General features: G+C 43.1%; 25 protein-coding genes and 1 riboswitch. Of the genes, 6 read left to right on the top strand and 19 right to left on the bottom strand.

Features of this window, described 5'->3' with window-relative positions; genetic code table 11:
• Positions 1–243 precede the first annotated feature (243 nt).
• The 19 genes from AC6CHU_RS16080 to AC6CHU_RS16170 all read right to left on the bottom strand — a co-directional run bounded on the left by AC6CHU_RS16080 (position 244) and on the right by AC6CHU_RS16170 (position 16,295).
• Positions 244–657: a CoA-binding protein gene (locus AC6CHU_RS16080; RefSeq protein WP_251283794.1), complete on the bottom strand. Its 414-nt coding sequence runs from the start codon at positions 655–657 to the stop codon at positions 244–246.
• Between the two features lie 65 nt (positions 658–722).
• The gene (locus AC6CHU_RS16085; protein ID WP_498122294.1) at positions 723–1,292 is read right to left on the bottom strand and encodes a GNAT family N-acetyltransferase; all 570 of its coding nucleotides are present in this window, start codon (positions 1,290–1,292) and stop codon (positions 723–725) included.
• Positions 1,293–1,505: 213 nt separating this feature from the next.
• Positions 1,506–2,843, bottom strand: coding sequence for a 5'-deoxyadenosine deaminase (locus AC6CHU_RS16090; RefSeq protein ID WP_251283793.1), 1,338 nt, complete (start codon positions 2,841–2,843; stop codon positions 1,506–1,508).
• The gene (locus tag AC6CHU_RS16095) at positions 2,815–4,011 is read right to left on the bottom strand and encodes a M20 family metallopeptidase (protein ID WP_159867370.1); all 1,197 of its coding nucleotides are present in this window, start codon (positions 4,009–4,011) and stop codon (positions 2,815–2,817) included. Before AC6CHU_RS16095 ends, AC6CHU_RS16090 begins: the two co-directional genes overlap by 29 nt.
• The gene (locus AC6CHU_RS16100) at positions 4,011–4,634 is read right to left on the bottom strand and encodes a DUF1989 domain-containing protein (protein WP_498122297.1); all 624 of its coding nucleotides are present in this window, start codon (positions 4,632–4,634) and stop codon (positions 4,011–4,013) included. Before AC6CHU_RS16100 ends, AC6CHU_RS16095 begins: the two co-directional genes overlap by 1 nt.
• A gap of 20 nt (positions 4,635–4,654) precedes the next feature.
• Positions 4,655–5,338 carry a cyclase family protein gene (locus tag AC6CHU_RS16105; protein WP_159867364.1) on the bottom strand — a complete coding sequence of 228 codons (684 nt, stop codon included), beginning with the start codon at positions 5,336–5,338 and terminating at the stop codon, positions 4,655–4,657.
• Positions 5,339–5,397: 59 nt separating this feature from the next.
• A complete protein-coding gene (locus tag AC6CHU_RS16110; RefSeq protein ID WP_159867361.1) occupies positions 5,398–7,209 on the bottom strand; it encodes an adenine deaminase in 1,812 nt (603 codons plus the stop codon).
• A gap of 3 nt (positions 7,210–7,212) precedes the next feature.
• Positions 7,213–7,491 (bottom strand): EutN/CcmL family microcompartment protein, encoded by a 279-nt coding sequence (locus AC6CHU_RS16115; protein WP_159867358.1) that lies wholly within the window; start codon positions 7,489–7,491, stop codon positions 7,213–7,215.
• A gap of 13 nt (positions 7,492–7,504) precedes the next feature.
• Positions 7,505–8,122 (bottom strand): hypothetical protein, encoded by a 618-nt coding sequence (locus AC6CHU_RS16120; RefSeq protein ID WP_498122299.1) that lies wholly within the window; start codon positions 8,120–8,122, stop codon positions 7,505–7,507.
• Positions 8,123–8,238: 116 nt separating this feature from the next.
• A complete protein-coding gene (locus tag AC6CHU_RS16125) occupies positions 8,239–8,523 on the bottom strand; it encodes a BMC domain-containing protein (RefSeq protein WP_009334686.1) in 285 nt (94 codons plus the stop codon).
• Between the two features lie 23 nt (positions 8,524–8,546).
• Complete coding sequence (locus AC6CHU_RS16130) at positions 8,547–8,960, bottom strand: BMC domain-containing protein (protein WP_498122301.1); 414 nt, start codon at positions 8,958–8,960, stop codon at positions 8,547–8,549.
• Between the two features lie 71 nt (positions 8,961–9,031).
• Positions 9,032–9,973, bottom strand: coding sequence for a hypothetical protein (locus AC6CHU_RS16135; protein ID WP_498122303.1), 942 nt, complete (start codon positions 9,971–9,973; stop codon positions 9,032–9,034).
• 32 nt (positions 9,974–10,005) lie between these two features.
• Positions 10,006–10,269: a BMC domain-containing protein gene (locus AC6CHU_RS16140; protein ID WP_061790799.1), complete on the bottom strand. Its 264-nt coding sequence runs from the start codon at positions 10,267–10,269 to the stop codon at positions 10,006–10,008.
• Between the two features lie 26 nt (positions 10,270–10,295).
• The gene (locus tag AC6CHU_RS16145) at positions 10,296–11,633 is read right to left on the bottom strand and encodes a UbiD family decarboxylase (protein ID WP_159867346.1); all 1,338 of its coding nucleotides are present in this window, start codon (positions 11,631–11,633) and stop codon (positions 10,296–10,298) included.
• Entirely contained in the window at positions 11,630–12,217 is a 588-nt protein-coding gene (locus tag AC6CHU_RS16150; protein WP_285869762.1) for a UbiX family flavin prenyltransferase, read from the bottom strand. The genes AC6CHU_RS16145 and AC6CHU_RS16150 overlap by 4 nt, the downstream gene beginning before the upstream one ends.
• Positions 12,210–12,800, bottom strand: coding sequence for a cysteine hydrolase family protein (locus AC6CHU_RS16155; RefSeq protein WP_159867343.1), 591 nt, complete (start codon positions 12,798–12,800; stop codon positions 12,210–12,212). Before AC6CHU_RS16155 ends, AC6CHU_RS16150 begins: the two co-directional genes overlap by 8 nt.
• Before the next feature lie 28 nt (positions 12,801–12,828).
• Positions 12,829–14,289, bottom strand: coding sequence for a dihydroorotase (locus AC6CHU_RS16160; RefSeq protein ID WP_498122305.1), 1,461 nt, complete (start codon positions 14,287–14,289; stop codon positions 12,829–12,831).
• Between the two features lie 71 nt (positions 14,290–14,360).
• Positions 14,361–15,689: a nucleobase:cation symporter-2 family protein gene (locus AC6CHU_RS16165; protein ID WP_159867337.1), complete on the bottom strand. Its 1,329-nt coding sequence runs from the start codon at positions 15,687–15,689 to the stop codon at positions 14,361–14,363.
• A gap of 255 nt (positions 15,690–15,944) precedes the next feature.
• Positions 15,945–16,295, bottom strand: a complete 351-nt coding sequence (locus tag AC6CHU_RS16170) for a Na-translocating system protein MpsC family protein (protein WP_159867334.1) — start codon at positions 16,293–16,295, stop codon at positions 15,945–15,947.
• Between the two features lie 162 nt (positions 16,296–16,457).
• Positions 16,458–16,555, top strand: a riboswitch (purine riboswitch).
• Positions 16,556–16,736: 181 nt separating this feature from the next.
• On the opposite strand from AC6CHU_RS16170, the gene AC6CHU_RS16175 reads away from it, so the two are divergent.
• From AC6CHU_RS16175 to AC6CHU_RS16200, 6 genes are read left to right on the top strand one after another with little or no spacing between them, the layout of a single operon-like run.
• On the top strand, positions 16,737–17,225 hold the full coding sequence (locus AC6CHU_RS16175; protein ID WP_498122307.1) for a (2Fe-2S)-binding protein: 489 nt from the start codon (positions 16,737–16,739) through the stop codon (positions 17,223–17,225).
• A gap of 3 nt (positions 17,226–17,228) precedes the next feature.
• Positions 17,229–17,825 carry a nucleotidyltransferase family protein gene (locus tag AC6CHU_RS16180; RefSeq protein WP_498122309.1) on the top strand — a complete coding sequence of 199 codons (597 nt, stop codon included), beginning with the start codon at positions 17,229–17,231 and terminating at the stop codon, positions 17,823–17,825.
• Between the two features lie 4 nt (positions 17,826–17,829).
• On the top strand, positions 17,830–18,705 hold the full coding sequence (locus tag AC6CHU_RS16185; protein ID WP_159867325.1) for an FAD binding domain-containing protein: 876 nt from the start codon (positions 17,830–17,832) through the stop codon (positions 18,703–18,705).
• Positions 18,702–20,990, top strand: a complete 2,289-nt coding sequence (locus tag AC6CHU_RS16190; protein WP_498122311.1) for a xanthine dehydrogenase family protein molybdopterin-binding subunit — start codon at positions 18,702–18,704, stop codon at positions 20,988–20,990. Before AC6CHU_RS16185 ends, AC6CHU_RS16190 begins: the two co-directional genes overlap by 4 nt.
• Positions 20,991–20,998: 8 nt before the next feature.
• Entirely contained in the window at positions 20,999–21,832 is an 834-nt protein-coding gene (locus AC6CHU_RS16195; protein ID WP_159867319.1) for an XdhC family protein, read from the top strand.
• Positions 21,811–22,125 (top strand): XdhC family protein, encoded by a 315-nt coding sequence (locus tag AC6CHU_RS16200; protein WP_159867316.1) that lies wholly within the window; start codon positions 21,811–21,813, stop codon positions 22,123–22,125. Before AC6CHU_RS16195 ends, AC6CHU_RS16200 begins: the two co-directional genes overlap by 22 nt.
• Positions 22,126–22,151 lie beyond the last annotated feature (26 nt).

Raw genomic sequence — 22,151 nt, forward strand, 5'->3', positions numbered from 1 at the left:
CATACCAGTACAGCCTATTTTTATTTGTAAAAAAACAGGTTGCGAACAGATGTTCTGTATTTATATTTTACCATATAAATTAGGATGGTCTATGCTTTATTTTATCTATTTATTTAGTTTTGGCAAATAAGATCTTGGGATTTAAAAGATTTATCATGATTAATTCCGTTACACGAACCCATTATTTACATGGATTTTATAAATAATAAAAAACATGAGATCTATTTAGACCTCATGCTGAGTTTACTTCGTCAGAGCATGTTCAACTTTAATGCAGCGATCCATAATGACAGTGTACCCTTTTTCTTTTAGAAAATCATATGCTTCCTGGTTTGCCACTCCAAGCTGAGCCCAGAAAATATTAGCATCTATTTCGGCAAATTCCTGCGCGATTTCCGGAAGAAACTCAGATCTCCTGAAGACATTAACGATATCTACATGCCCCTCGATGTCTTTAAGACTCGGTACTGCCTTTACACCAAGTACTTCATCAACAGAAGGATTTACTGGAATGATTTCATAGCCCGCTTTTTGCATCGCCTCTGATACCATATAGGATGTACGTTCAGGATTTCCGCTTAATCCTACAACAGCAATCCTCTTTGCCTTTTTTAAGAGGACACCGATTTCGTCCCTGCTTGGGTTTTCAATAGCCATTTTGTTGTTCCCTCCATTTTATCTGATTACTTATATATTACCTAAAAATACAAAAGCACACTAATTTATTGCTCTTTTACCCGAATATCTAGTTTAAAGAAATTCAGCGATCTCTCAACTTTAAAGCCTGCTTTTTTATAAATAGACAGCGCTTTCTCATTTGCTGTCTCTACACAAAGCTTAATGCTATTGGCTACACTATTCACAAAAAGATCATGAACCGCCATTTCAAGCAAATTCCGTCCAATGCCCTTCATCCGCTTATCAGGATCCACACCAATGAATTCAATGCTTCCTTCTTTTTCTTGACGATTGTATTCTGCATATAAATAACCATCTAATCCATTTTCATCTTCAGATGTATAGACTTTGTGATCATCATTGATCCTTTCAATAATCTCTTTTCCTGAATAATATGCACGAGGAAACAAAGTATCATGTAAATGAATAAAGTCACTATGAAGGTGAACCGGCAATAAACTGACATTTTTAAAACCGAAGCCTGAATTTTTTTTCAGTTCCATGTATGTTTGAGCCGATTGCAGAAGGAATCCATTTTTTAAAGCAAACTTGGCTGCAGCATGGTTGGAGGTATCGGCAAATAAAAAGTATGTATGCAGCTGATTCGTTATCACTATTCAACTCTTTTAAACTATGAAGGATATCATTTTTTTCGGTCCCTAAATACCCTATATGATTCTCTGGAAAAGCGTTCTTTTCTGCTATAAATTCGGATGCCTGAATTAAATTTAATTGATCTAACATTTCGGCTTTCAAATCACCACACCCCCACTTACTTATTTTACCATAAAAAAGCAGCCGATTTGCCCTCAGCCGCATTTAGAAGATTAATATATAGCTGTCTCTAATCTTTTGAGCAGCCTCTTAATGCTTGTATTCGCTTCTCTTAACACTATTTTTTTATCTACTGTGTTCAGTTTGCGATTTTCCATCACAATCTTCCCGTTCACAATGGTAGATTCCACATCTGCACGAGTCGCTGAATAGACAATTCTTGAGATGGTATCGATATCAAATGACGGATAAACATGAAAGTCATTCAGATTCAGGATAGCAAGGTCAGCTTTCTTTCCGGGCTCTAGGCTTCCGATTTCCTGTTCCATTCCGACTGCTTTAGCTCCGCCGATCGTTGCCATTCTGAAGACGGTTCTTGCATTCATTGCTGTTGGTCCGTGGACAGGCTTCTGAATGATGGCAGCCAGTCTCATTTCGTTAAACATATCCAGATTGTTATTGCAGGGAGCCCCATCAGCACCCAGGCTGACAAAAGCCTCCTGATCGATTAATGAAGGAATCTCTGCCACACCTGAGGCCAGCTTTAAATTAGATCCTGGACAATGGCTGACCTTAACCCCACGCTCTTTAATGATTCTTTTTTCTTCCTCATTAAGCCAAACACAATGGGCCAGAATCAGCCTTTCATTGGCTAGACCAATGCTGTCCAGGTAGACGACATTCCGCATGCCCAATTCTTTTTCGACAAGGAGAATTTCATTGAAATTTTCCGATGCATGAGTATGGACTTTTACGTCATACTGTGCGGAAAGATCCCTGACATTTGTCAGCAATTCTTCGGTACAGGATACTACAAAACGAGGGCAGAAGGCATATTGTATTCGCCCGTTATCACGATTATGCCATTTTTCAAGGAGATCCACGCTTTGCTGTATGGATGCGGAGGTATTTTCTCTTAACGGAACAGGGACCTCATCACCTTTATCCATCATGACCTTTCCGGCTAATGCTCGTATGCCGCTTTCTGCAATGGCCTGAAATGCATATTCGGTATGATTAACGGTTTCCATATCCACAACAGTTGTTGTCCCGCTCTGGAGCAATTCGCCAATGCCCAGCATAGCAGAATAATAGATGGACTCTTCATCATGGGAAGCCTCAAGCGGCCAGATTTTCTGCTTCAGCCAATCAAGCAGCTCCAAATCATCAGCCTGCCCGCGGAAAAGGGTTTGGCACAGGTGAATATGTGTCTGAATAAATCCTGGAATAACCGTCTTTCCGCTGGCATCAATTACTTTATCAGCTTGATGCGTCAAGTTTTGTCCAATTTCGGCAACACGGTCATCTACAATATATAAATCTCCGAAAATGATTTCTTCGGCTGCATTCATCGTAACAATTTCAGCATTCTTTATCAGGATACTGTTCAATAGCTTTCCCCCCTTGGATAGAACTGACTTTTGAAGGCTCAAGCTTTCCATATGACATAATAAGCTGTCTGTAAAATTGAATGGAGCGCTGATAGGCATCCAGACTGACCCACTCATTTGGCTGATGGGCCAGCTTTTCATCACCCGGTCCATAAATTAAAGTCGGAATTTCACTCCTTGGATTTAACACGGCCCCATCTGTATAATAGGACACCCCGTAATGATCTGCAGCCAGGCCTCCCTTTATCATTTGCGCTAAATGAATAATGTCTTCAGCAGGATCTGTTAAAATAGATGGGCGGTCCAGCAGGGTTTCCACACTGTATTTATAAATTTCTCCCTGATCCTCCAGGAGATTAAGTTTGGATTTTAGCCTGTTAATAAAACTGGAATGGGATTGAGGAGGGACAGTTCTTATGTCTGCTCTGATGCTGCATTTATCCGGAATGACATTAGTCTGCACGCCGCCTTCAATCATGGTAACAGCCAGGCTGCTTTGTCCGAGGGGCTTTTTTTCTGTCTTCCATTCAATTTTCATTTCATCCAATACCCGGATTATTTTCAGCATATGATCTACTGCATTGATTCCCTGTTCCGGCATCGAACCGTGAGATGTCTTTCCATATGCTGTGATTTCAAGCCAAAGTGCCCCCTTATGGCCAATGACAATTTTTTCATTTGTCGGTTCGGCAATGACAAGTGCATCAATTTTCCGTTCATCATTTTCTTTTAGAAAAGCCCTGGCACCGCAGCTGTCGACTTCTTCCCCGGATGTTGCCAAAAAGGTAACGTCTGCAGGCGGAATAGTATTTGAGAGATACAGCTCCTCTAATGCCAGAAACATTGCTGCAAGACCGCTTTTCATATCAGAAGCTCCTCTGCCATACATCCGGCCATTTGCGATTTCCCCTGAAAAAGGGGAGTAATCCCATTCTCCTGTTCCAGGGGAAACAGTATCCATATGGCCGCATAAAAATAGCTGTTTACCGCTTTTTCCGGGAAGGGTGACTTCAAAATTGCTTCGAGTCTCATCAAGCATGGTCATTTTAAAAGGCAGACCATTTTGCTTGCATCGATTAATAAATGCTTCAGTCACTAAATGCTCATTTCCGGGGGGATTGGAGCTGTCAATTTGGAGCAGATGCTGAAGAAACTGGATATCATTCATTAATCCGCCTCCAGAATTTGCATTTTAATAGGGGTCACTTTGAACCCATTAACAGGCGCCATGTCCTGGGAACACGTTGTACAGGCAATGACAACATCGCACAGCGCTTTCAGCCTTATGTAATCGCCAGGCTTGGAAAGCGGTTCTGCAATAACATAATCCCCGGCAGCATCAAGGACATTATTCATAAAAATATTAATGGGATCTGGAATTACCGGAGGATGAATATTAAACTTTTTCAATGCATCTGCGATATTATCATGGCAATTAGGGTGGTCCTCTTTGCCGAAATCTACTTTGTAGCGATAATAATCGCATGCCGGGAAGAAGAAATCATGTTTTCCAACAGTATCTTCCAAAAGCTGCATTAAGGGACGGCGGCGGTTGCTGTAAAGCCAGTCTCCCGTTTTAAGGCGAATGCTGCTAAGTGAAGCCCGCATATGAACAGGTGATACATGTTCCGCGGGATCTTCATAGTTAATGCAGACAAAGTCCCCAACCTGTTTTCCTTCCATATCAATAATAATCAGCTCTTCCCCTTTGTGAACCAGTGCGCTTCTTCCTTCATAAGGCGGGATTATAATCTCATCCCGGACCTTGCCTCTGTTAAAAGCCTCTTTCATTTGATCACCAGCCTTTGTTATTATTCAATAAAAACTGCAACCGCACGAATCGGAGATCCCGTTCCTTTCCGAATTCTGAGAGGGAGTCCGAAATATAGAAATCGCATGCCTGCAATCTGGTCGAGATTGCAGAGATTTTCCGTATTGGTAATTCCGTATTCACGGCAAATAAGGTGTCCGGAGTACTTAGAATCATCTGGATGATCAATGGCAGGAGCGTCAATGCCTATATTGACTGCACCTTTTTCAGCCAGCCATTTTGCTGCCTGATAGTCCAGGCCAGTATATGTTGTGAGCCATTTGTCAGTACCATAAGAGCGATTATAATGGCCCGTATAGAGGAGGACGATATCTCCTTTTTCAATAAACTGCTGTGATCTTCTCAGTGCTTCCTTGAGATCACGGTCGGTAATATATTGATGCGGCTGGATGTGGGATACATCCAGGCAAACTGCGGGCCCGTAAAAATACTCAAGCGGCATTTCATCGATGAATTGGCCATTTGGGTCATATTCGTAAGTTGCATCACTATGAGTAGGACCATGTTCATTTATTAGCAGATTATTAGTTGCAAACATGAATCCAACTTGCTTTTCACTTTCTTCGTGAGACATATTCGGGAAAATCATCGTTTTCTGATGAAGAGGGAAGACAGGCATCCCCTGATAAATTTCCTGTGTCAGATCGACAAGTTTCACTCCCATGATATTCCTCCTTTACCCGCTGCATATATGAAAAGCGGCAGGGAATGCCGCTTTAATGATCAATTAATAATGGTCGGTATGACCTCAAACTTATCTACATCAATAAGCCCCATATCGGTAATTTTCCATTTAGGGCTTGTTACCAATGACCAGAATGATAAATGCATAAAAGGAACTTCCATTCCGCAGCCAAGAACTTCTTTGGCAAGCTGCGACAATTCATCGACCTTTTCACTCATTTCTTTTCCGGTTAATTCATCTGTCATTAAACCGCCAATCCTCAGAGGCAAATCACCTACTACTTTGCTATCATTTATCATGGCTATTCCGCCATCCATGGCAATGACACGGTTCACCGCCATGACCATATCTTCGTAGTTTGTTCCTGTTACAATAATATTGTGGGTATCGTGAGCAACGCTTTCTGCTATGGCTCCGCTTTTCAAATCAAAGCCATGGAGAAATGACTTGCCGATTTTTCCGGTTCTGCCGTGGCGCTCCACAACCAAGAGCGGGAGAACATCCTGCTTTAGGCAAGGCTGCACAATGCCGTCTTTGACATTCATTGTGTATTCGCCTCCGCCAGTTAAATTCTGAAAAGGGATCGCTTCAATTGCCCTTACTTTTGCACGGCTGCCTGGAGCTTCAATAGCGAGTTCCTTCACTGTTACAGGCTTCCGCTTCACTGACTTTTTCACACTTTCCGGATATATGTAAGGAGCAATATCTATCGTTAATTCTCCTTTTTCAGCTGCTTTTTTCCCAGCCAGGTATACCTGATCAATTGTCATATTGATCAAATCGCTGATCACGACAACATCTGCTCTTTTGCCTGGTGCAATAACCCCCACATCCTTAAAGCCAAAGTGGGTTGCGGGATTAATGGTTGCCATTTGGATCGCTTCCACTGGATCTATGCCGACTGCAATGGTTCTGCGGACGATATCATTCATATGTCCGTAATTTAACAGATCAGCAGGCACCATATCGTCCGATACAAGGATTGCACGGCGGGAATCCAGCCCATCCTCTGTAATGGCCCTTATGCAGTCTGCCATATTTCTTTGGGAAGAGCCTTCCCTCATGAACACACTCACGCCATTGCGCAGCTTTTCGACTGTTTCTTCTTTTGTGGTGGTTTCATGGCAGGAAACATGGTTCCCTCCGCTGATAATGTGGGCGGCAAGCTCTTTGCCAAACAATCCGGGCGCGTTCCCTTCAACGGTTTTCCCGATGCTGTTTGCATATGTAACTGCTGCAACAAGGTCATCTATTAATTCCGGTGCATGCTCATATACCGGCCCAATATTGCTGAAGCTCTGAATTTCCCCAATTCCCTGCACATATGGATCTGCCAAAAGCTCTTTCATATCCTTTGATGTCACATCAAAGCCTGATGTTTCAAGCCCGGGAGCATCAGGCACAGCACAAGGGACCGTAAATAATACCCGGTTTGGAAGGGTTTTAGCTTCCTCAATCATTGCCTGCATGCCGTAAACACCCAGGACATTCCCAATTTCATGCGGATCACCAATCAGTGTGGTGGTTCCTGTCGGAATAGAGAGCTTGGAGAATTCCGTACAAGTCAGCATCGCACTCTCAAAATGCATGTGAGAATCAATGAACCCCGGACAAACGAATTTTCCCTTAATGTTTTCCACTATCGTTTTTGGCCCAATTAAGTCCTTTGCGTCCCCGGCCATTAAAATATATTCGCCTTTCATCGCCACGTCGGCTTCATAGATCTCACGGGTGATCACATTAATAAAGTAGCCCCCCTTCAAAACGACATCGGCATACTGGCTGGAATCAAGCAATACATCAATCAGCTTGCGGTACTGCACTGCCTTTTTGATATTTTTTGCTTCCATTTATTAACCCCCTGTTTCCATTCCGTCTACACTGTCTATAATTCCGATAATGGCAGCATCGATAGGAGCATCTTTATTCTGAACCGCTCTTGATGCCATGCTTCCAGTCACATAAATGACTTTTTCTCCTATGCCGGCACCAACAGTATCAACGGTTATAATGGGGTTCGGTAACATTGAGCCGTCCAATCCTATAGGCTGGGTAATTAATAGCTTTGTGCCTACCAGATTATCATCTTTTCTTGTGGCAGTTACGCGGCCAACCACTATTCCCATTTGCATAAAGACCTACTCCTTAATGAAAAATAATTTCGATCTTGAGCTCCTTTGCTGTATCTCTTGCCAGGGGGGTAATGATAGCCCCTTTTGGAACAGTTAAGTGATTAAGCTTGTTTAAATAGGCAAACCTGACTGTATCATCGGAAATAACTGTTTTCTTCATCTGCTGAGCTGTATAGTCAGCTTTATCATTAAAATCTATTAATCTTATGCCGAGCATCTTTAACTCTGCCATCTGCCCATTAAGTTTTCTTTTTAAGAAATCAGGACCTTTATCCATTCCATTCAGTTTCCAATATTGGCTGAAAGGATCACCTCCAGCCTTCAAGGCCGTAACCCGTTTCCCTTTTAACAAAGCCATTAGGATGATCCGCACCAAAGGCCTTTGTTCGTTAAGGGCTAATAGATCTGCTATTAAAGAAAAAGATAGAATAGGCAATAGGATCTCATCAAAATGATCAAGAAGCTGATTATTAATCATTGAAGGTGAGATCCAATCGTCATTCCCTGTCTGAAAAACTAACTCCTCAAGCGGAAATTGGATCAGCATTTCTTCTTCAGCAGCCATTCTAAGTGTTATATCTTCCTGTAATAAGTGTTTCAAGTATGATAATCCCGGTTCCATCCCTATCATATGAGAGGTCAATAGAGCCAGGATATGAGGTTTTCTTTCTCTGCAGTTATTATTTCGCATGTAAAGCGCCTGCAGAGTGTTTTTAGCCATAACACTCTGCCTTTTGCTCCTCATGCTTATTCACCGATATTTTTTGATAATAAAGCTCTTTCAACTTCGCTGTGCGGCCTTGGAATGACGTGGACCGAAATAAGTTCTCCTACTCTGCTGGCAGCTTCGGCTCCTGCATCGGTGGCTGCTTTAACCGCTCCTACATCTCCTCTGACCATAACGGTAACTAGACCAAATCCCACTTTTTCATATCCGCAGATCTCCACGTTTGCTGCTTTCACCATTGCATCCGCTGCCTCAACAGCCCCTACCAGACCTTTCGTTTCGATTAAGCCCAATGCTTCACCCATTATGTGTTTCCTCCTTAAGATTATTAAACTGATGGTTTATCATGATCATTTTCATTTGCTTCATTTGATTCTTTAGCCTGCTTTGTTTCAATTGGCTCTTTATTGAATCTCAACTCTTTTTCAGTGACTGTTTCCTGATGCATTTCTTTCAGCTTAAATTGCGGAAGCAGCTTCCCGGCTACTTCATTGTGGGCACGCGGGATGACATGAGAAGAAATTACTTTTCCTATTCTCTCTGCTGAGCTCACACCGGCGTCGACTGCAGACTTTACAGCTGCTACATCGCCGTTAAAATGGATTGTCACGCCCAGATAGCCATCCACTCCTATTACTTTTTCAATACCTACAATTTCTACATCGGCTGCTTTTACGGCTGCATCTGCTGCAGAAACTGCTGTTGAATAACCAACGGTTTCAATTAAACCCAATGCTTGCAACTGAAGAATCCTCCTCCTGTAAAAGTGTCACACCGGCTAATTTTTCTTGAATTGTTGTCCTGGCCAAACTTTTATTTAATCCGGTCGAATTCCTTACAAAGCTGATCCGTAATTCGGGATACATCATCAAACTGACCGTAAAGAAGAACATATTTCTTCTCTATTAAAAAATTGATGCGTTCGGCCATGTTTTTTTTCATGTGCCGGTCAAGGAGCAAAATACCTGTGTAATAGTCAATTCCTTCAATGACAGACACACATCCTATTGACGCGTTAAGCCCCAATTGTTTTGTCAGCCATGGACTGGGGGACTTTTCTATATAAGCTGCAGTCGCCTTAAATGATTTTTGGGATAGTTTTTTAAAGTAGCTCTTTAAAGCGTTTAACAGTATTCCATCATTCTCTTCATAAAGCTCTAGCGAAAAGGTTTGCCCGCTGTTTTTGTCCCATGACAGAAAATATTTTAAAGAAGGAAACTCTCTTAAAAGTTCATTCAGTAAAAACAGCTGTCCCGGTGTACATTTTTCTGATGTAACTACCCCGATCGAGCCTGTTTTCAGTTCCCGCTGAAAGGAGCCTTCCAATGCAGGGTGAAGATCTGAGAAATGCCATACTTTTACACCATCCGGCGTTTGTCCGACAAGCTGGCTTTCTCTCGCATTTCGGCCAGATTTTGTTTCTGCAGAAACTCGCTGTTTCCCTTGTGCCAGGGCCAGGGTTTGCAGCTGGGCAATTTTTTCTTTAGCGGAAGGCTGAGGTGAAGAAAGTGAAACTGTCTGCCTTCTAACATTCAGGTGTGGATTAGCAGCCTTGGGTGAGTCTGTTTTAACAGCTATTCTTTTATTCATTTTTTCCTTTTGATAATTAGGCCTGCTAATACCTGGTATACCTGACTTCAATCCCGGCTGGCTGCGGGGCGGGGAGAAATTGGGAGTCCCATTAATAGGATTTGCTTTTGGCTTGCTGTAGGGCTTCATTACTTCTTCAACAACACTTTTTATAAAGTTAGACACGCATTATGCACCTCCACTTTTGGAACATCTGCTTAAAGAATTTTGCGAAGTTCTGAATGAGGGCGTGGTATAACATTTGCCGACACCAGTTCTCCTCCAGCCATAGTGTGAGCAGTCTTTCCAACCTCAACAGCAGCTGTGACTGCCGCTACGTCCCCTTCAATAATGACAGTGACAAGCCCTGATCCGACTCTCTTTAAATCAACCAAGCTGACATTTGCCGCTTTTGCCATGGAGTCCAGCGCTTCAATAGCTGCTGTCAAGCCCCTTGTTTCTATCAGACCAATTGCCTTCATTTTTGACCTCCTCTACCTGCAAAAGCTTATAGATAGTCTTCGAGATTCACTTCAATGGGGATTGAAGTTCTTTTAAATAACTCTTCTTTTCCAAGCGGATAGGTTGCGTCTATGCCCATCTTATCGCTGACTCCTTTTAAATGATGAGAAGACTCGAGCGGTGATCCCTTCGCACCCTGTACGATAAAAATATCATCCCCCGCCTGTACTCTTGTCGCAATAGCCCATTCAACATCATCCGAATCAAAGATATCGACGTCATCATTCACAACCACTACATGCTTTAAATCCTTATCGCTTGCAAAGGCTGCAAGTGCTGCCTGTTTTCCGTCACCTTCATGCTTCTTCTCTATTTGTATGACTGCATGATAGCGAGCCACCCCTCCCATCGGGATATGTACAGCTTTGATAAACGGAACAACCTGTCTGACGGTGCTTAAAAGTGTTGCTTCCCTGACAAGAGCCATTGGCAGCCTTTCTTCATAGCTTGATGGAAAAATAGTCTGTGAGATAGCATTATTACGGTAAGTCACAGCCGAAAATTCTACTATCGGCTGAGGCGTTCTGGTGCCATAATAACCGGCCAGTTCGCCAAACGGCCCTTCCAGTTCTCTTTCATATGGCAGCATTTTGCCTTCCAGGACGATTTCGGCATCAGCCAGTACTTCCAAATCCACCGTTTTGCACTGAACAACATCCAGCGATTGGCCAAGCAGGGCACCTGCTACATCCAATTTGTCGGTATGATACAGATGCGTACTGATCTGGGAACTTAGGACAACAGCTGGAACGACACCAAACATAACAGCCACTTCCATCGGTTCTCCAATGCTTTCATAATGGGCATATTGCTCCATCAGCTCCGGGGAGGTTATGAGAATATTCGTTCGATTACCGCCAAGGTATTGCATCCGGCGAATCGAGGTATACCTTTTTTTGCCGGATAAGTCTTTAACCACCAATATTCCTGCCACATAATAAGCTCCTGAATCTTCTGCATGATAAGTTGGAATAGGAAACAAATCTGCCAAATCGAATTCCCCGGTCACAAGATTCTCCTGAACAGGACCAGTTTGCCTTAAAGTTGTCGGTATAGGATTAACAATTGATTCGATGAGTTTAGGAATAAGTTCAGAAGAGGAGATTCCCATGCTGTCTGCCATCAGTTCTCTATCTCCTCCGAGACCGGCAGCCATGGAAGTTTGATAGCCTTTTATTCTTTCAAATAAAAAAGGCTGACGTCCATGTTTCGTATTAATTACTGCTCCGAGTTCATAGAGTGGATCCACCTCTTTTTTAACCCGATGAACAAGTCCCCTGCTTTCCCATCTATCCAGCAAAGCTCTCATTGTTACAGGGTTCATGCTTTTTCCCCCCATCTCTCAAGGAGCTCATGGTCTATATCCAGCATGTCCAATATCCTCGCCACCATAAAGTTGGCCAGCTCCCAAATCTCTGTCGGCTTATGGTAAAAGCCAGGTGATGCAGGCATTATGCATGCACCGCTCTCAGCGAGAAGAGTCATATTGCGGAGGTGAATCAAATTAAATGGAGCCTCTCTCGGAACAATAATAAACTTTCGATTCTCCTTTAAAACAACACTGGCAGCCCTGCTTAGAAGGGTATCGCCGACCCCGTTCGCAATTGCACCCAATGTATTCATCGAACATGGCACAATCACCATTCCGTCTGTTTTAAAGGATCCGCTGGCAACCGCAGCGAAAAGATTCCGGTTGCTGTGGATAGCGGCATACTCCTTCAACTCGTCCATCTTGACCCCGCATTCAAATTGCATTACTTTTTCTCCCATCTCCGTAGCAATTAAATGCGTTTCGATCTCTAATTGATGAAGAGCGCGGATCAGTGTATATGCATACAATGATCCGCTTGCTCCGGTTATGCCCACTAAGATTCGTTTTTTTCTTGGACCTGGAGAAGAGTTAGACAACAGATTCGTCTTGGGAGAATTTCTTTTTAGCCAGTTCTTTGTATTCTTCTGTTGATAATATGTCTCCAAAAATGTCGATATCTCTTAGACCGGATACGTGCATATCATCATCCTGTGAAGCGGTGCCATCAGATATGCAAATTACATTGTATCCATGATATAAGGCATCAGAAGCAGTACTGCGTACACATACATTGGTCCAGACACCAGTGAGGACCACCGTATCAATTTCTTCTTCTCTCAGGAAGAGATCAAAATCGGTATAGCTAAATGCACTATGCCGTCTCTTTTGGACCACATAATCTCCTTTGCTCTCGTCTGGCTGAAGTTCTGGAATGAATTCCGAACCCCAGGTCCCCTTTACTGCATGAACAGGTCTTACACGAAAATCACGGTCATTCTTTCTATGAGCTTCCTGAACATGCACAACCTGAATATTGTTTTCGTGTGCGAACTCAATAAGCTCTTGAATTTTAGGAACGATTTTTTCTCCATTTTCACACCTTAATGCAGCTTTTTCCCCGATAAAGTCGTTTAACATATCAATAATAACTACACAGTGCTTTTTTCCCCTAAGTTCCAATCCATTCAGCCTCCTTCGATATCTATATTTATTGCTGTGCTACAGGATCTTTTGTTTGCACATTGACTGCTTCGTATTTTTCATACTTTAATGTTCTTTCCAGTCTCTGGATGCTTTGGCGCGGAACGTACTCTCCATATCCTGCTTTCCCGACGATCCCTTTGTCTTCTTCGAATACCACGTTTCCGCGAATTATTGTTTGAACTGGCTTTCCTTTTAATTTCATGCCATGAAGCGGATTATACTTAGCCATTGATTCTGTTTTCTGCTCATCAATAACATATTCTTTTTCAAGATCAATAACCGTGAAATCAGCATCACTGCCAATTTCCATTGAACCCTTTTTAGGATAAATGCCATAATGAATGGCTGCGTTGCGGCTCGTTACTTCTACAAATCTTGATAGAGATAAGCGGCCTTTATTCAGCCCTTCGCTGACAAGGATCGGCACCATCGTTTCTACACCCGGGATGCCAGGGAAGGTGTTCCAGATCGTTGCACCTGGATAATCCTTTTCAGTGGCAATTTCATATGGGGCATGGTCGGTTCCGACAAAATCGATTGTTCCATCAGCCAGAGCCTGCCAGTGGGATTCGTTATCCTCTTTCCCCCTCAGTGGAGGAGCAATTTTTGCATAAGAGCCCCGCTCTGACATGGAGTCCTGTGCATTTAAAACAAGGTAGTGCGGGCAGGTTTCAGCAGTAACCTTGACACCGCGTTTCTTTGCAGCCTTAACGAGCTCAACGCCTTCCTTTGTGCTCATATGTACGACATGTACACGTGCGTCAGTAGCTTCCGCGAAGCTGAGAATCAGTTCAATGGCCACCTTTTCAGCGAGGCTAGAACGAGCTTCAGCCCATGCCGGTCCGTCAAGTCTGCCTTCTTTTTCAAGCTTCTTCGAATTGAATGTGCAGATATCATAGTTTTCAGCATGAACACCAATCGGAAGACCGGTTTTTGCAACGTTTTTAAAAATCTCAAGCATTTCTGCGTCAGATACTTTAGGGAAGGTTGGTACAGAAGGTGTCATGTAGACCTTAAATGCAACAATGCCCTGATCTATCTGAGGATAAATATTATCAATCCAGCCTTCACGTGCATCCTCCCCGGTCATGCCGCCCCAGAAGCAGTAATCAATATAAGCCTGATCCCTGATTGGACCAATTTTCTTATTGAAGCTATCCCCATCCCGTACAGATGGCTTGCTGCAGCATGGCATATCAATAATAGTTGTCAAGCCGCCGGCTGCTGCAGAACGGCTGCCGGTTGCAAATGTTTCTCTGTGAGTAAACCCTGGATCCATAAAATGTGTATGTGGATCAATACAGCCTGGGACAACTAATTTTCCTTGTATATCAATAACCTTGGAGGCATTTAGAAAAGAAATGTCGTTCGTGTAGCCGACAATCTTTCCATCGTTTACTAGAATATTCGTTAAAACCTGACGATCACCCTGCGGAATATTTGCATTTTTCAGAATTAAATCCATTTACCCTGCTCCTATCTATTAATTTGATTTCTGCCTCTAAAAGTAGAGGCAGGTGGTTACAGCAGCTGCTATTAAATCAATTCAGCTGAGTGGTCTCCTTTCAGCTGCTCAATTCTTTCACTTTCACTTATATTTAATTCTTTATAATTAAATACCATATTTAATAAAATTGCTGTGATGCTCCCCAGTACAATTCCGTTTTCAACCAGAAGGCGTGCACTTGTCGGCAGGCTTTCAAAAATCTGCGGGACCACCGCTGAACCAAGCCCAATTCCGATTGAACAGGCAACGATAAGCAAGTTTTCATTTTTGCTGAAATCCACTACAGAAAGCATTCTGATTCCCGATGAGATAACCATCCCAAACATCGGAATCATTGCTCCGCCAAGAACAGCCATAGGAATAATCGTAGTCAGAGCAGCCACTTTGGGCAAAAGACCGAGAATCATTAATATGACACCAGCTGCGATAACAACATTTCTCGTTTTTACTTTAGTCAATGCTACAAGGCCCACATTCTGTGAAAAGGACGTATAAGGAAACGCGTTAAAAATGCCGCCTATAACAACAGCCAGTCCTTCTGCACGCAAGCCTTTCTTAATGTCCTTAGAGTCGAGCTTTCTCTCACAGACATCTCCGAGAGCGAGAAATACCCCAGTAGATTCAATCATGCTAACAATTGCTACTAAGGTCATCGTAAGGATGGCTGAAGCATTGAATGTCGGGAATCCGAAATAAAGCGGCTGAACGACATGAAACCAGGAAGCCTGGCTGACTTCGGCAAAGCTGACGAGCCCCATAAAATAAGCTGCTATAGTCCCGGCCACCAATGACAGCAGGACAGAAATTGCTTTCATATAGCCTTTAAAAAACCGGTTCATTAAGATAATCAGCACCAGTGTAAAGGCAGCCAGGAATAAATTCTTTGCACTTCCATAATCGGATGACCCAAGCCCGCCTGCAGCATTATTCATGGCAACAGGAATCAGTGATACCCCGATAATTGCAACGACTGAACCGGTTACGACCGGCGGGAAAAATCTCATAATTTTACTCATAAATTGGGATAGGATCATGACGATAATACCCGAAGAAATAATTGCCCCGTAGATGGCTGTAATCCCCTGCAAATTCCCGATGGCAATCATCGGGCCTACTGCTGTAAAAGTACAGCCCAGAATCACAGGCAACTTGATGCCAAAATGCTTCCCCCCTATTACCTGAAGCAAAGTAGCAATCCCGCAGGTAAACAAATCAATTGAAATTAAGTAAGCGAGCTGCTGGGCAGTAAGCCCAATTGCCGGTCCTACAATCAGCGGTACAATGACAGCACCTGCATACATGGCTAGCACATGCTGAAATCCTAAAGTCCCTACCTTCCAAGGATTTAGCTTTTCCAAAGATTTTCCCCCCAGGTTTAATTCTTTGTTATGCCACAGCCTGACTCCAGCTTTTAAAAACCGGCATCACCTCCCAAATGAAAAATGTGTATAAAAAAAACCGCAGCAATAGATAACATCAAAGTAAACAATAGATGTTCTATTACTGCGGTTTCATTCAGCTTCCGTTCAACAAAAGACAAAGGAACCGCTCCTATATTCAGGTTTAAGAAAAACTGCGTCATGCACAGCTCTCCCAAACAAAATGTAAAACTGCTATTCTTGAAAATAAATAATGGTGCAGGCTTCTTCAGTAACAGGATCATAATCTTTTAAAATCGTTTTGACTTTCAAATGAAGAGCATCTTCAATCATACCTTTTAGAAGCGATTTAAATTCAACAATCAATGCTGAATCAACCGAAATGGTCAGGTGATGGAAGTTCTGACTCAGCATCTGCAGTGCCTGAACACGCTTATGCTGTGCGAAGATGATGACTCTATCATCAAATGTTTCAATACGCTGTTTTTTCACGCCTGTTCCATAGATTTCCTGGTTCACACGATTATAGAGAAAAGCGAGATCTTTTTTTATTGTTTGAAATAATTTTGAGGTTAATACAGTCATGTAATCCTCCTGTTAATCACTATATTAAACAAGGCTATTTTATAAGTCAATATCTTTTTCAGAAAATTCCCACTTGACAAAATATTAACTTAACTATTACACTACAAATCAACTCCCCCTATATTTCTATAATTGTCCCTGTAAAACCTCCCTTCAGCATCAAGAAAAATTAAATAGAATTTTCGTATAACCTCAATAATCGGTTTGAGGGTTTCTACTGGGAACCGTAATTCCTATCTACGAAAGGGATATTTCCTGTTGATTACATACAGGAACCTTTTGTGCAGGAATTTTTTTGTGCTTATTAGTCTATTTAGAAGAAGATGCATAATATCATAATTTAAATACCTCTTCATGCTCGCCAGGCTACTATCCCATACAAAACTGCTCACACTTTTTTCTCATTGCCAATGGTCTCAAAATCTATGAGGAGGCGAAGATTTGAAAAGTATTCATTTTATTGTTAACGGGAAGGAATGTACGGTCGTTTGCCCGCCTGCGAAACCGCTCCTGGATGTATTAAGAGAAGAGCTGGGTTTGACTGCAAGCAAGGAATGCTGCGGAAAGGGAGAATGCGGATCATGCTCTGTTCTAATCAATAATGAGGTTGTATGTTCCTGTCTTGTCCTTGCTGGCCAGGCGGAAAACCAGGTGATCACCACTTGTGAAGGAGTCGGACTATCACCAAATCTTGATGTCATTCAGGAATCTTTTATTGCCGAAGGAGCAACACAATGCGGGTACTGTACCCCGGGAATCATCGTATCAGCAAAAGCTTTCTTGGATGGAATTGACCATGTTCCATCCGTTGGGGAAATTAAAACCGCATTAGGAGGTAACCTGTGCCGCTGTACAGGCTATACCAAAATTATCAAGGCCGTTCAGACAGCTGCCAGCCAAAAAATATCCGAGCCTGAAACAATCCGATAATCCATGACACATACAGCCATTTTACTTGCCGCGGGCCAGTCCAGCAGAATGGGTACTCTAAAAGGACTGCTGCCATGGAATGGTACGACATTATTCGAACATCAGCTGAACACACTCAGAAAATCGGTGTTCACAGATATTGTAGTTGTATTGGGTTATGAAGCCGATACATTTCATTCAATTGGAAAAAAGTATTCTGCAAATATGATCATAAATGAACACTTTCAGGATGGAAAATGCTCGTCAATCATTGCGGGGGTGAAAGCCGCAGACGCGTTATCAGATACGATTCTAATTACATCCGTCGACCAGCCGCTTCATACTGAGGTCATTAATAAGCTCGCAGGTGACTTTAGAAAAACCCGCTGCCTGATTGCAGTCCCTAGCTGCCAGGGCAAAAGAGGGCACCCCATCCTCTTTTCGTCCCGATTGAGGAACGAGCTTTTATCAATAAAGGAAGAGAATATGGGTTTGAGGCATGTAATTCAACAGCATAAGCAATTTCTCCTTGAGGTGCCAGTGGAAAATGAACAGATTCATCTCAACCTGAATCGCCAGGAAGATTATAAAATTGCGGTTAAAAAATATACAGGGAGGTAAGCTGATGCTTGTTTCAGAGATTGATATGTTTACCCCTTCCTCTCTATCCGAATGTCTGATGCAGCTATCGAAGAAAGGCAGGGTTCATAAATTGATAGCAGGCGGTACAGATGCTGCAGTCCGGATGAAGGAAGGCAAATGGCGGCCGGAAATTTGGATCAATATAAAAAACTTAAGTGAGCTGCGTTATATCATAGAAAGTAAAGATTGTATTCATATTGGCCCGTTGACAACACATACTGATATTATTCATTCTCCGCTTCTGCAAAGAAAAGCGGATGTTCTCGTAGATGCAGCTCGGGAAGTCGGCGCCACTCAAATGCAGAATATGGGAACAATCGGCGGCAATATTGGCACTGCCTCTCCTGCAGGCGATACCCTTCCGGCTTTGTATGTTCTCGGAGCAAGACTTGAACTCTCCTCGCTGTCGGATAAACGAATCGTCCCAATCGAAGACTTTATCCTTGGTCCCGGCAGAACTGTTTTAAAAGAAAATGAAATGATTACAAAAATCATAATAACGCCGCAAAAACCGAATGAAATAGGGATTTTCCAAAAGCTCGGCCCTCGCAAAGCGCAATCTATCTCCATTGTGAATGTTGCTATTTCACTCATAATGGACCATGAGCTGAAATGCAGGGAAGGAAAAATCGCCTTCGGATCTGTAGCACCAACGATTATACGTGCACGCAAGTGTGAATCGGTGCTGACGCTGGGACCGCTAAATGATGAATTAATCCGGAACATAGCCAGAATTGCCTGGAAAGAGGTTATGCCCATCACAGATGGAAGAGCAACAGCTACATATAGACGGGATATGGCAAGCGCTTTATTGGAAAGAGGATTATACCGCTTAATGAGGAGGTGGAATAACCAGTGAACACCAAATGGGTTGGGAAACGGGTAAATAGAATCGATGGCCCGGAAAAAGTAACCGGTGAATTAAAATATATGACCGATTACCACTTTGACAATATGGTTTGGGGAAAAGTGCTGCGCTCTGAATATCCGCACGCCAAAATTAATTCAATAGATATTGAGGCAGCCAAAAATCTGCCTGGTGTGATATGTGTGCTAACCCATAAAGATATCCCCGGCTTTAATGGATTTGGGATTGTGGTTCCCGATCAGCCTGTTCTGTGCTCCGATGTCGTCCGGTGTACAGGAGATGCGATAGCATTAGTTGGAGCAGAAACACTGGAAATCACAGAACAGGCACTGAGTTTAATTAAAGTGGACTATGAGCCACTTGAAGTAGTTGCAGATGCTGAATATGCCCTGACAAATTCTGCTCCGAAGCTTCATCCTGATGGCAATCTACACAGCCATGTGAAAATAAAAAACGGAAACATCGAGAAAGCATTCGAAGAAGCTGACATCATTGTCGAGAATACCTTCTTCTCCCCCCGCCAAATGCATGCTTTTATCGAAACGGAAGGCGGCTGGGGGGTAATGGATGACGATGGGTTCCTCACCATTCGCTGCCCTGGCCAATATGCATACCGCGATCGAATGCAGATTGCGAGATCCCTGGCATATAACCCAGAAAGAATAAGAGTTATCTCAAGTCCAATTGGAGGTGCCTTTGGCGGAAAGGATGAGATTACCGTTCAAATTTATCTTGCTCTCCTTGCACTGCATACAAAGGGACGGCCTGTAAAAATCCATTTAAGCCGGGAAGAGTCAGTCATTGCGGGCATAAAAAGGCATCCATTTAAAGTACAAATGAAGACTGCTGCCAGAAAAGACGGGACACTGCTTGCCAATCAGGTGAGAGCCATAGGAGATACGGGTGCTTATGCATCACTTGGAGGGGCGGTCATAGCACTCGCGATCGAACATTCATGCGGCCCTTATAAAATTCCTAATGTGGATCTCGAGGGCTTCTGTGTTTATACAAATAATGGCATTTCCGGCGCATTCAGAGGCTTTGGCGTCAATCAGGTATGCATGGGAATTGAAACTCATATGGACATGATTGCAGAAAAGCTGGGAATGGACCCTATTGAATTGCGCAAAAAAAATGTTTATCACCAAGGCGAAGTTTCAAGTGTAGGCCATATTGTCAAATCCAGTGTTGGCACTTATAAAACCCTGGAAACAGCAGAGAATTGCGATTTGTGGAAGAACAGGGAAAAATACAAATCTGAAGTAAGTGAGCCATGGAAAAAACGCGGAGTATCCCTGGCAACTTCCTTTCATGGTATCGGAATGGGTATTGGCCTCCCTGATTATGGAGCAGCCTCTATTGAACTTCAGCCGGATGGAACTTTCCTTGTAGGTGTGGGATGCGAGGAAATCGGAGGAGGCAACAGCACCGCTTATGCCCAGATAGCCGCAGAAATGCTGACCTGTGATATCAGCAATATCAGAATTATTCAAGGTGATACACAAAAAACACTTGATGGCGGTACTGTAACTGCCTCCCGCTCCACCTATACCGGCGGAAGAGCTATTGCTCAAGCAGCTCCCCGGATGACCCAGCTTCTTATTCAAACTGCTGCTGAAATGCTGAATCTAGATGCGTCCCAAATTAATTTAAAACCGAACCACCTATCAGCCAATGAGCAGATTATACCTTATAAATCTATCTATAAATACCTTTATGATCATCATAAGGCAACTAGAGTAGAAGGACACTTCTACCTGCCGAAAGAAAAAGATGAAATCAAAGGCTCCGGCGGTGCCCCCCACCATTTATACGGATATTTGACACATGTGGTGATGGTGGAAGTTGATACTTTAACAGGCGAAACAGAAGTTCTTCGGGTAGTTTCCATCCCGGATGCAGGCAAAGTCATTAATCCGCAGGGCTTAGAGGGCCAGGGTGAAGGGGGAGCAGTAATGGGCATCGGCTATACTCTTTATGAAGATGTGCTGATTGAAAATGGATACCATAAAACGCGGAATTTCACTGATTATATCATTCCTACTATTCGCGAGACTCCTTTAATTGAGACCTTTCCGGTTGAAGAGCCAGAACAATCTGGCCCCTTTGGCGCAAAGGGCATTGGGGAAGTGGTAATGATTCCGATAATTGCTGCTATTATGTCAGCCATATATGATGCAACAGGGGCCAGAATATTTCATTTGCCTGCTACTCCTGAAAGAGTTTTTAATGCATTGAAAGATCTCAAAAAACAAAATGTCCAATCCCCAAGGTGATCCTATTGATGAGCCGCAATTTATTTGCCAGATTAGAAGAGTCCATCAAAAATCGGAAAGACACGTTTCTGCTGACTATAACAGACTATCCTGAAGAAAAACTCATCGGAACCAAAGCTTTATTATGGCCAGAAGGGGAGTTCTGCACGGAATCCTCCCTTCTGCCCATGGATGTAAAGAAACTACTAACAGTGCAATGCAATAAACTGGTCACCAAAAAACGGTCCGGAACTGTGAGATTTATGTGGAACGATAGTCTAATTGAATGTTTTGCCGAGTACTTCCCTTCTCCGCTCCATTTAATAGTCGCCGGTGCCGGCCATGTGTGTGAACCCGTGGCAGAAATGGGACGGATGCTCGGATTTTTCGTGACAGTAATAGACGACCGGAAAGAGTTTGCAAACAGAGAACGTTTTCCAAAGGCAGATGAAGTGGTTTGCCAATCCTATCTGGATTATTTCAGGCATGTTGAAATTTCGGAAAAAACTTATATACTCCTTCTTACACGGGGACATAAGTATGATGTTCTCAGTTTGAATGAACTTTTAAAAAGAAAATGTCAGGCAGGATACATTGGCATGATCGGCAGCAGAAGGCGTATATCGGGTGTTTTTGAAGAATTGCATCAGGATTTTCCTGACGAGAGCTTTGAAAATCTATACACACCGGTGGGTCTAGATATTGGAGCTGAAACACCTGCGGAGATTGCAGTCAGCATCATGGCAGAAATTCTGAAAGTGAAAAATCAAAAATCCGGAGATTCCTTAAGTTCGCAAATTAAAAGATTTGCAAAATTGGGGTTCCGTGAGGGGGCTGGCAAATGGACCAAATGCAGCTTATAAAGCGCACCCTCGATATCCGGAAAGGAGGTGAGAAAGCAGCCCTCGCCACCATTATCCGCACAAAAGGCTCTACTCCGAGAAAAATCGGAAGCCGGATGATTGTGTTCCCCTGCGGAAGAATTGAAGGAACAATTGGCGGTGGCTGCGGAGAAGCAGAAGTAATTGAGAAGGCTTTCGAGGTTATGCAAACAAATACCCCCAGTCAAAAGCGTGTTGATTTAACAAAAGGGCTGTTTTATGAAGATGGCGGAATATGCGGCGGCATCATGGATGTTTTTATTGAACCCATCTAATAAACTGCAGAAAAAGATCTCCCGCC

The organism is Cytobacillus sp. GQ23 (assembly GCF_059758675.1).

What these genes read in the sequence shown, in the direction of transcription:
- AC6CHU_RS16080 (WP_251283794.1), bottom strand. Translation starts at nt 657, where the DNA reads ATGGCTATTGAAAACCCAAGCAGGGACGAAATCGGTGTCCTCTTAAAA.
- AC6CHU_RS16095 (WP_159867370.1), bottom strand. Translation starts at nt 4,011, where the DNA reads ATGAATGATATCCAGTTTCTTCAGCATCTGCTCCAAATTGACAGCTCC.
- AC6CHU_RS16100 (WP_498122297.1), bottom strand. Translation starts at nt 4,634, where the DNA reads ATGAAAGAGGCTTTTAACAGAGGCAAGGTCCGGGATGAGATTATAATC.
- AC6CHU_RS16105 (WP_159867364.1), bottom strand. Translation starts at nt 5,338, where the DNA reads ATGGGAGTGAAACTTGTCGATCTGACACAGGAAATTTATCAGGGGATG.
- AC6CHU_RS16110 (WP_159867361.1), bottom strand. Translation starts at nt 7,209, where the DNA reads ATGGAAGCAAAAAATATCAAAAAGGCAGTGCAGTACCGCAAGCTGATT.
- AC6CHU_RS16115 (WP_159867358.1), bottom strand. Translation starts at nt 7,491, where the DNA reads ATGCAAATGGGAATAGTGGTTGGCCGCGTAACTGCCACAAGAAAAGAT.
- AC6CHU_RS16120 (WP_498122299.1), bottom strand. Translation starts at nt 8,122, where the DNA reads ATGATAGGGATGGAACCGGGATTATCATACTTGAAACACTTATTACAG.
- AC6CHU_RS16125 (WP_009334686.1), bottom strand. Translation starts at nt 8,523, where the DNA reads ATGGGTGAAGCATTGGGCTTAATCGAAACGAAAGGTCTGGTAGGGGCT.
- AC6CHU_RS16140 (WP_061790799.1), bottom strand. Translation starts at nt 10,269, where the DNA reads ATGAAGGCAATTGGTCTGATAGAAACAAGGGGCTTGACAGCAGCTATT.
- AC6CHU_RS16145 (WP_159867346.1), bottom strand. Translation starts at nt 11,633, where the DNA reads ATGAACCCTGTAACAATGAGAGCTTTGCTGGATAGATGGGAAAGCAGG.
- AC6CHU_RS16160 (WP_498122305.1), bottom strand. Translation starts at nt 14,289, where the DNA reads ATGGATTTAATTCTGAAAAATGCAAATATTCCGCAGGGTGATCGTCAG.
- AC6CHU_RS16170 (WP_159867334.1), bottom strand. Translation starts at nt 16,295, where the DNA reads ATGACTGTATTAACCTCAAAATTATTTCAAACAATAAAAAAAGATCTC.
- AC6CHU_RS16180 (WP_498122309.1), top strand. Translation starts at nt 17,229, where the DNA reads ATGACACATACAGCCATTTTACTTGCCGCGGGCCAGTCCAGCAGAATG.
- AC6CHU_RS16185 (WP_159867325.1), top strand. Translation starts at nt 17,830, where the DNA reads ATGCTTGTTTCAGAGATTGATATGTTTACCCCTTCCTCTCTATCCGAA.
- AC6CHU_RS16195 (WP_159867319.1), top strand. Translation starts at nt 20,999, where the DNA reads ATGAGCCGCAATTTATTTGCCAGATTAGAAGAGTCCATCAAAAATCGG.
- AC6CHU_RS16200 (WP_159867316.1), top strand. Translation starts at nt 21,811, where the DNA reads ATGGACCAAATGCAGCTTATAAAGCGCACCCTCGATATCCGGAAAGGA.